Here is a 9,446-nt window from a genome sequence, read left to right on the forward strand (position 1 = left end):
CCCCGAAGGCTCACGGCTTCCCGCCGCGGACGGCGGCTGCGCTGTCCACGGACCGGACACGGGCCGTCCGATCCGTCGACACCCGGCCCCGTCACGCGTCGGCGTCGAGGCCGGGGTTCGACAGGCCGTAATGAGCCAGACGCGTATACAGCGACTGGCGGCTGATGCCGAGCCGGCGCGCCGTTTCGGCCCGGTTGCCGCCGGCGAGCGCGAGTGCGCGCGCAATCAACGCGCGCTCGAGCTGGGCCAGCGCGTCGTTGAGCGGCAACTCGGCGAGGTGCGCGGGGACCGCGCCGGCAGCGCCGGCCGCCGCATCGGACAGGAAGGCGAAGTCCTCGCGCGTGAGCAGCGCGCCCGGCGCAAGCGCGCTTGCGCGCTCCACCGCGTTGGCCAGCTCCCTGACGTTGCCGGGCCACGCAAAAGCGACGAGCAGGCGCTGGGCATCGGCGGAAAGATGCTTGCGCGGCGACGCCGATGCGGCCGCGATCGTCGAGAGGAAATGTTCCGCGAGCGGCAGGATGTCCGCCAGGCGTTCGCGCAGTGGCGGCAGGTGCAGCGGGATCACGTTGAGCCGGTACAAAAGGTCCTGGCGGAACGTGCCCGCGGCGACCATGTCCGGCAGATCGCGATGCGTCGCGGCCACGATGCGCACATCGACCGCAACCGGGCGGCTCGTACCGAGCGGCGTGACCTGCCGCTCCTGGACCGCGCGCAGAAGCTTTGCCTGCATCGCGAGCGGCATGTCGCCGATCTCGTCGAGGAAGAGCGTGCCGCCATGCGCCTCTTCGAAACGTCCCCGCCGTTCCGCATGGGCGCCTGTGAAGGCGCCTTTGCCGTGGCCGAACAACTCGCTTTCGAGCAGTTCCTGCGGAATCGCCGCGCAGTTCACGGCGACGAACGGTCCCTCCGCCCGCGGCGACGCCCGGTGCAGGACACGGGCCGCCACCTCCTTGCCCGTACCCGTTTCCCCGGTGATGAGCACGGTCGAACTCGTCGCCGCCGCCCGGCCCAGGCGCTTTTGCACGTCGCGCATGGCTTCGCTGACGCCGAGCAGTTGCGGCTCGCCCGACGCGGTTTCACCGGCGAAGCCCGATGCCGGATCGGCGGCGGGCACCTCGCGGCGGGCGTCGAGAATGCGCCCGAGCAGCACCGCGATTTCTTCGCGGCCGACCGGCTTCGTCAGGTGCTCGAAGGCACCGAGCCGCATCGCGCCGATGGTGTTGTCGCTGGTTGCGTGCGCGGTGAGCATCACCACGGGCACGCCCTGCAAGCCGGCCGTCCCGCGCAGCGATTCGAGCGCCGCGAGGCCATCCACGCCGGGCAGGCGATAGTCGAGAAAGATGCAGTCGGGCGCGGCGCACGCACGCAGGCACGCGAACGCCTCCTCGGCCGAACGCGCTTCGAGCGACGCGTGGCCGAGGTCCTGGATGGTTTCGGCGAGGCCTTCGCGGAAGGCGTCGTCGTCGTCGATGATCAGTACGGTCGCCATGGCAGCTCGATCACGAAGCGCGTCATACGGGTGTCCTCGGCAAGATAGGCGCGGCCACCGTGCGCCAACGCGATTTCGCGCACGACGGCCAGGCCCAGCCCGGACCCGTCCGGGCGGCCGGTCACGAACGGCTCGAAGATGTGTTCGCGCTCGGCCGCGCCGACGCCCGGGCCATTGTCGCCGACTTCGATCCTGAGCCGCTCGCCCTCCTGCGACCGTGCGCCGTACGCGCGCACCGACACGCGGCCGCCCGGCGGTGCGTGCCGCAGCGCGTTCACGATGAGGTTGTCGAGTGCACGCGCCAGTTGCGAGGGATCGAACACGGGTTGCGTCGCGCCGGACTGGGCTTCGGTGCCGAGTTCGATGCCGCGGCCCTCGGCGGAGGGTCCATGCACGTGAACGGTTTCGTCCAGCCATGCGCGCAGGTCGACCTCGCGCAGCTGCACAGTCACCGGCCGGGTGAGTGCGAGCAGGCTCGTCACCTGCGTCTCGATGCGCCCGACCTGCTGGATGATCGCCCGCAATGCGGCTTCGCGGCGCGCATCGTCGCCCGCGAGCGCGTTTTCCGCCTTGAGCCGCATCGCGCCCGCCGGGTTGCGGATCTCGTGCGCGATCTGCGCAGCCATCTTTCCCAGCGTACCGAAGCGTTCCGCCTGTGCGAGCCGCGCGCTCAGCGCGTCCGCCTCGCGCTGGAGGCGCTCGGCGCGCTCGAGGTAGCGATTGAGCGCCTCGACGATCTGGTCCAGGTCCGGTTCGCCGAGCCGGCCTAGCCGCTCGCCCCGCTCGAACTCGCCCGCCGGTGCGAGCGCCCGTTCCAGCCGCACGAGATTGCGCCTCCAGCGCCGGAGCGTCAGCGCCAGCAGCAGGGCCAGCACGACGATGATCGCGAGCACGCCCGCCAGGACCCTCGCGGCACTCTCGCCGTACGGCCCCAGCGGCGGCCGGGCCCGGGTGAGCATCCAGGCAAGCAAGCCCTGGTGATGCGGCACGGGGCATGCGACCGCGATCACCGCATCGCCACCGCTGGAAACCACATCGCCCTGCATCCGGCCCGTGCTCCCCGCGCTTTCGAGCGTGCGGAGAATGAGGGGCGTCTCGGCTTCGGGGATGTCGCGCTTCACGCCGCTGCCCTCGTAAGTGGGAAACGCATAGGCCACGAACCCCTTCGGCGCGCCGGGTGCGGACGCGCTGCTCCAGAAACCGCCCTCCATGCCCTCGATGCGGACCAGCACGAGATCGAGTACGGCATGCATGAGATCGACATTGGTTTCGCCCGGGCGCTGCATCGACAAGTCGTAGTGCGACGCAACCGCCGTGCATGCCGCCGACGCCGCCTGCTGCCGGGCCGCGATCCGGTCCCCCAGCGCCGACGAAAGCATGAGCCACACGGCTACCGTGAGCAGGCCGCACAGGACGGCGACGAGGATCCAGAGCGCGGAGAGCTGGGTGGTGAAAGAGGGTTTCGGCATGGGCAGCCTGTCGGCGAAACGGGGTTGGCACGGGATCTGAAACCTTGGCGTCCGGCCATGAATCAACTCACCAAATCGGCACGCTTCAACGCATCTGCCAGGCATCGCACCTATCATCCTCCGCTGCCGGCGGCTTGGCACCGGCGCCTGCCGATGCCTTGATCGCGCGCATGAGAGCCAGGACGATTTTCCGGCCCACATGCTGCGCCCAGCCGATCGACGCCCGGCTCCGCAGCGTATCAGCGGTGTCAGGTCACGCGCTGTTGTCGAAAAGTGCCCTTCCCATGGCCATCATATGCGGCCCGGCATGGCCTGCGGAATCGTGTGGAACAACCAAGAAACGGCAATGGCGTGCGACAGGCGGGACATGGACGATGCGCACACCCGCGCTCGAAGGCGCGCAATCCATTGCGACTTGCCCCACGACAACGCCTGACGCCCGCCCCCCAAGGCGCATGCAGACGCCGTTTCCCGCCTCCGCGGTGGCGCCGCGCGGGCGCGCGGTTAAACTGGCCGGCCTCCACGAGGTCTCCGCTTTGAACGACACCAGCCACGCTTCCGTTTCGCTCGACGGCCACACGCCCTTCATGCGCCAATACCTGACCGCCAAGGCGGCGCACCCGGACGTGCTGCTGTTCTTCCGCATGGGCGACTTCTACGAGCTGTTCTACGACGACGCGCGCAAGGCAGCGCGGCTGCTCGACATCACGCTGACCCAGCGCGGGCAGTCCGCCGGCGCGCCGATCCCGATGGCCGGCGTGCCCTACCACGCGGCCGAGAGCTACCTGGCGAAGCTGGTGCGGCTGGGCGAGTCGGTGGCGATCTGCGAGCAGATCGGCGACCCGGCTACGTCGAAGGGGCCGGTGGAGCGCAAGGTGGTGCGCATCGTCACGCCGGGCACGGTGACCGACGCCGCGCTGCTGGAGGAGCGCCGCGACAACCTGCTGCTGGCGATCGCCGCCGGCGCGCACGGCGCCTACGGCCTGGCCTGGGTCGACCTCGGCAGCGGCCGCTTCCTGCTCAGCGAAGTGCCTGGCGCCGAAGCGCTGGCGGCCGAGTTGGCACGGTTGCAGCCGGCCGAGACGCTGATCGACGAGAACGTCGCCTGGCCGAAGCTGGTCAGCTCCCTGCCCGGCCTGCGCAAGCGCCCGCCGTGGCATTTCGACGGCGACGCGGCCAGGCGCGAGCTGAACCGCTTCTTCGGCACGCGCGACCTCGGCGGCTTCGGTGTCGACGGCCTGCCGCTGGCGATCGCCGCCGCCGGCTGCCTGCTCGGCTACGTCGAGGAAACCCAGAAAAGCGCGCTGCCGCACCTCACCGGCATGGCGGTGGAAAGCGCCAGCGAGACGATCGCGCTGGACGCGGCCACCCGCCGCAACCTCGAACTGGACACGCATCCCAGCGGCCGCACCGAACACACCCTGCTCGGCGTGCTGGACGAGACGGTGACGCCGATGGGCGCGCGCCTGCTGCGCCGCTGGTTGAACCGCCCGCTGCGCTCGCGCGAGCCGCTGCGCCGCCGGCACCAGGCGATCGGCACGCTGATCGACGGCCGCCGCTACGAGCCGCTGCGCGAACGGCTGCGCGGCATCGGCGACCTGGAGCGCATCCTCGCGCGCGTCGCGCTGCGCTCCGCGCGGCCGCGCGACCTGTCCACCCTGCGCGACGGCCTCGCCGCCGCGCCGGACGTCATCCGTACGCTGTTCCCCGAGCGCGAAGGCCGGGAAGCGGACATCCTCGGCCGCACCGCCCAGGAAACCTCGCCGCTGCTGGACGACCTGGCCGGGCGCATCGGCGACCACGCCGACACCGTCGCCCTGCTCGCCCGCGCCGTGGTGCCGCAGCCGCCGGTGCTGCAGCGCGACGGCGGGGTGATCGCCGACGGCTACGACGCGGAACTGGACGAGCTGCGCCGCCTCTCCACCCATGCCGACCAGTACCTGGTCGAGCTGGAGGAACGCGAGAAGGCCGCCAGCGGCATCAGCACGCTCAAGGTCGGCTACAACCGCGTGCACGGCTACTACATCGAGATCACCAAGGCGCAGTCGGACAAGGCGCCCACGCACTACACGCGCCGGCAGACCACCAAGAACGCCGAGCGCTACATCACCGAGGAGCTGAAGGCGTTCGAGGACAAGGTGCTGTCGGCGAAGGAACGCTCGCTGATGCGCGAGCGCGCCCTGTACGAGGCCCTGCTCGACACGCTCACCGGGCTGCTGGAGCCGCTGAAGGCCGCCGCCGCCGCGCTGGCCGAGCTCGACGTGCTGGCCACGCTGGCCGAGCGTGCCGACGTGCTCGACTGGAGCATGCCGGAACTGACCGACGAGCCCGGCATCGCGATCGAGCGCGGCCGCCACCCGGTGGTCGAGAAGGTGCGCGAGGAACCGTTCGAGCCGAACGACCTGAAGCTCGATGACGGCCGCCGCATGCTGGTGATCACCGGCCCGAACATGGGCGGCAAGAGCACCTACATGCGGCAGAACGCGCTGATCGTGCTGCTCGCCCACATCGGCAGCTACGTGCCGGCGAGCGGCGCGGCGATCGGCCCGATCGACCGCATCTTCACCCGCATCGGCGCCGGCGACGACCTCTCGCGCGGGCAGTCCACCTTCATGGTGGAGATGAGCGAGACCGCCAACATCCTGCACAACGCCACCGAGCACAGCCTGGTGCTGATGGACGAGGTGGGTCGCGGCACCAGCACCTACGACGGCCTGTCGCTGGCGCGCGCGGCGGCGGTTCACCTGGCGCGCAACAGCCGCGCCTACACGCTGTTCGCCACCCACTACTTCGAGCTGACCGAACTGGCCGGCGAGCTTCCGGTGATCGCCAACGTGCACCTCGACGCGGTGGAGTACGGCGAGCAACTGGTCTTCATGCACGCGGTGAAGGACGGCCCGGCCAACCGCAGCTTCGGTCTGCAGGTGGCCGCGCTGGCCGGCCTGCCGAAATCGGTGATCGCCGACGCCCGCCGTACCCTGGCCGAGCTGGAGTGCGGCATGCACGCGCATGCCGGCGCGCCGGCTCCCGTCGTCGACGCCTCGCCGCAACTGGGCCTGTTCGCGCCGCCCGCGCCGTCGGCGATGGAGCAGGCGCTGGACGGCATCGACCCCGATGCGCTGTCGCCGCGCGAGGCGCTGGAGGCGCTGTACCGGCTGAAAGGGCTGCGCTGAGACGCCGCGTGCCAGCCGTCATTCCCGCGAAAGCGGGAATGACGAGCAAAAGCGATGGGTCACCTTGCTCATCGGACGCACATGAAGCTCACTCGCCAGTTGCGGCCCCGAAGGCACCCACGCACGCGAGCGGCGCGCGGCTCAGACAAGACCCGCAACTCAGGCAGCAGTCTGCGGGAACGGCTCGCGCCACGCCGGCAGCGCCTGCAATTGCCGGTGCCAGCGCGCGACGTGCTCGAAGCCGTCCAGCGGCAGGCGTGCCTCCTGCGCCCAGCCCAACGGCGTGGAGACGGCGAAGTCCGCCACGCCGAGCCGGTCGCCGACCAGCCACTCGTGCTCGGCCAGGTGCGCGTCGAGGACGCCCGCAAAATGCCGGAGGAAATCGCCCGCCTGCGCCACCGCAGCCGCATCCGGCCCGCCCATGCCCAGCATGGGCTTGATCACGTGCTCGAAATACAGCGTGCCGCCGTGCCGCGAGAAATGCGCCTGGTTCCAGGACAGCCAGCGCAGCGCCTCGACCTGCAACGCCGCAGCGGACGGCCACAGGTCCGAGCCGGCGCGGATCGCCAGGTGCACCATGATCGCGTCGGCCTCCCACAGGTGCAGCGTGCCGTCGACCAGCAGCGGCACCTTGCCGTTCGGGTTGAGCGCGAGATAGGGCGGCTGCCGATGCTCGCCGTGCGCGAGATCGATGCGTTGGTACTCGACCGGCAGTCCGAGGTATTTCGCCACCGCGCAGGCCTTGCGGGGGTTGAGTGTCTCGGCGTAGTACAGCTTCATGCGGGCGCTCCGTGGCTCGGGGAAGAAGCGCAGTCTGCCCCGCATCTACATATGTTCAAGAACATATTCAACGGCGGCGCTACGCTTTGCCGGCACCGGAGGAAACCGCCATGCCGTACAGCGCCGACCACAAGCAGCGGACCCGCGCGCGCATCGTCGAATGCGCCCGCGCGCTGTTCAACCGCAGGGGTTACACCGAGGTCTCGATCGACGAGATCATGGCCAGCGCCGGCCTCACCCGCGGCGGTTTCTACAACCACTTCCGCACCAAGGAGGAGCTGTTCGTGGAAGCGGTGGCGGCCTACAGGGATTTCGATCCGGTCGAGCGCTGGCCGGACATCGACTTCGATCCGCAACGCTGCGGCGGCGCATTCGCGCGCCAGATGGTCGACATCTACCTCTCGCGCGAGCACCTGGACGACATCGACGGCCAATGCCCGATCATCGCCCTGCCCTCCGACGTGGCGCGCGCCGGCGCGCCGGTGAAGCAAGCCTACCGCGACCTGCTGGAACGCCTGGCCGGCTTGCTCGCGGGCACCGGGGCATCCGCGCGCACGCAGGCCGCGCGGCGGCGGGGGCTCGCCCTGGCCGCGCTGTGCGTGGGCGGCATGGTGCTGGCGCGCACCGTCGAGGACGAAGCCTTCCGCGAGGAAATCCGCGCGGCGGCACGCGCCACGGCGCACGCGCTGATCGACTGAGCCCGCGCCGGTGCCGCCATCCGCGGCGATCAGCCGCGTCGCCGGAGGGTGCGGATCACGGTGTCGGTGTTTCTGCTTCAGGAGCGCGAGCAGCGCTCCCTGCCTGCCGGCTTCGCCGCCTGCCGCAAACGCGGCATGCCTACGCGGCGCCGGCAGCCATCCATAGTCACGGACTATCGAATGGATCGGAACAAACGAATTCCATGAATGGCCTGGCCTGGATAGATTCGCTCAGGACAGCCTTCCCGACGCCATCCGCCCGCAAGGAACCCGCCATGAGCAATGACCGCAAGCCACGCCTCACCACCGCCGCCGGCGCGCCGGTGCCGGACAACCAGAACATCATGACCGCCGGCCCGCGCGGCCCGGCCCTGCTGCAGGACGTGTGGCTGCTGGAGAAGCTGGCGCATTTCGACCGCGAGGTGATCCCGGAGCGGCGCATGCACGCCAAGGGTTCCGGCGCCTTCGGCACGTTCACCGTCACCCATGACGTCACCCGCTACACCCGCGCGAAGATCTTCTCGCAAGTGGGCAAGAAGACCGAGCTGTTCGCCCGCTTCACCACCGTGGCCGGCGAACGCGGCGCGGCCGACGCCGAGCGCGACATCCGCGGCTTCGCGTTGAAGTTCTACACCGAGGAAGGCAACTGGGACCTGGTGGGCAACAACACGCCGGTGTTCTTCCTGCGCGACCCGCTGAAGTTTCCCGACCTCAACCACGCGGTGAAGCGCGACCCGCGCACCAACCTGCGCAGCGCGAGGAACAACTGGGATTTCTGGACCTCGCTGCCGGAGGCGCTGCACCAGGTCACCATCGTGATGAGCGAGCGCGGCATCCCCGCCAGCTACCGCCACATGCACGGTTTCGGTTCGCACACCTTCAGCTTCATCAACGCGGACAACGAACGCTTCTGGGTGAAGTTCCACCACGTCTGCCGGCAGGGCATCAGGAACCTCACCGACGCCGAGGCCGAGGCGCTGATCGGCAAGGACCGCGAAAGCCACCAGCGCGACCTGTTCGACGCGATCGAGCGCGGCGACTTCCCGAAGTGGACGCTGTGCGTGCAGGTGATGCCGGAGAAGGACGCCTCCAAGGTGCCGTACAACCCGTTCGACCTCACCAAGGTGTGGCCGCACAAGGACTACCCGCTGATCGAGGTGGGCGAGTGGGAGCTCAACCGCAACCCGGAGAACTTCTTCGCCGACGTCGAGCAGAGCGCGTTCAACCCGGCCCAGGTCGTGCCCGGCATCGGCTTTTCGCCGGACCGGATGCTGCAGGCGCGGCTGTTCTCCTACGGCGACGCGCAGCGCTACCGGCTCGGCGTGAACCACCACCAGATCCCGGTGAACAAGCCGCGCTGCCCGTACCACGCCTACCACCGCGACGGCCAGATGCGGGTGGACGGCAACTACGGCGGCACCCTGGGCTACGAGCCGAACAGCTACGGCGAATGGCAGGAGCAGCCGGACTTCCGCGAGCCGCCGCTGTCGCTCGAGGGCGCCGCCGACCACTGGAACCACCGCGAGGACGACGACTACTACTCGCAGCCCGGCGCGCTGTTCCGGCTGATGGACGCGAGGCAGAAGCAGGCGTTGTTCGAGAACACCGCGCGCGCGATGGGCGACGCGCCCGAAGCGATCAAGCATCGCCACATCGCCAACTGCAGCAAGGCCGACCCGGCCTACGGCGAAGGCGTGGCGAAGGCGCTGGGGCTCAAGCCCTGAGAGCGTGTCCACGATCTTCGGGCACCTCCCCGTCGAAGCGTCATCCCTGCGAAGCTGGGATCCAGCGCCTTTGAGCTTTGAAGCACCAAGTCACTGGATTCCTGCTTTCGCAG

The 9,446-nt window shown here is 69.9% G+C and carries 6 protein-coding genes; 3 read left to right on the forward strand and 3 right to left on the reverse strand.

What is annotated here, in order from left to right; all coding sequences use genetic code 11:
* Nucleotides 1-91: 91 nt before the first annotated feature.
* Both ASG87_RS13230 and ASG87_RS13235 read right to left on the reverse strand, forming a co-directional pair.
* On the reverse strand, nt 92-1,489 hold the full coding sequence (locus tag ASG87_RS13230; RefSeq protein WP_056005854.1) for a sigma-54 dependent transcriptional regulator: 1,398 nt from the start codon (nt 1,487-1,489) through the stop codon (nt 92-94).
* On the reverse strand, nt 1,474-2,958 hold the full coding sequence (locus ASG87_RS13235) for a HAMP domain-containing sensor histidine kinase (RefSeq protein ID WP_056005857.1): 1,485 nt from the start codon (nt 2,956-2,958) through the stop codon (nt 1,474-1,476). The genes ASG87_RS13230 and ASG87_RS13235 overlap by 16 nt, the downstream gene beginning before the upstream one ends.
* Nucleotides 2,959-3,545: 587 nt before the next feature.
* Between ASG87_RS13235 and mutS the strand changes: the two genes are divergently transcribed.
* A complete protein-coding gene (mutS, locus tag ASG87_RS13240; protein WP_056006514.1) occupies nt 3,546-6,131 on the forward strand; it encodes a DNA mismatch repair protein MutS in 2,586 nt (861 codons plus the stop codon).
* 159 nt (nt 6,132-6,290) lie between these two features.
* Here the strand turns inward: mutS and ASG87_RS13245 are convergent, their stop codons facing one another.
* Nucleotides 6,291-6,911 (reverse strand): glutathione S-transferase family protein, encoded by a 621-nt coding sequence (locus ASG87_RS13245; protein ID WP_056005860.1) that lies wholly within the window; start codon nt 6,909-6,911, stop codon nt 6,291-6,293.
* Nucleotides 6,912-7,021: 110 nt separating this feature from the next.
* On the opposite strand from ASG87_RS13245, the gene ASG87_RS13250 reads away from it, so the two are divergent.
* Both ASG87_RS13250 and ASG87_RS13255 read left to right on the forward strand, forming a co-directional pair.
* On the forward strand, nt 7,022-7,609 hold the full coding sequence (locus tag ASG87_RS13250) for a TetR/AcrR family transcriptional regulator (protein WP_056005863.1): 588 nt from the start codon (nt 7,022-7,024) through the stop codon (nt 7,607-7,609).
* Between the two features lie 275 nt (nt 7,610-7,884).
* Nucleotides 7,885-9,333, forward strand: coding sequence for a catalase (locus tag ASG87_RS13255; protein WP_056005866.1), 1,449 nt, complete (start codon nt 7,885-7,887; stop codon nt 9,331-9,333).
* Nucleotides 9,334-9,446: the final 113 nt, after the last annotated feature.

Origin of the sequence: Frateuria sp. Soil773 (assembly GCF_001428405.1) — a bacterium.
Classification (GTDB): Bacteria; Pseudomonadota; Gammaproteobacteria; order Xanthomonadales; family Rhodanobacteraceae; genus LMSL01.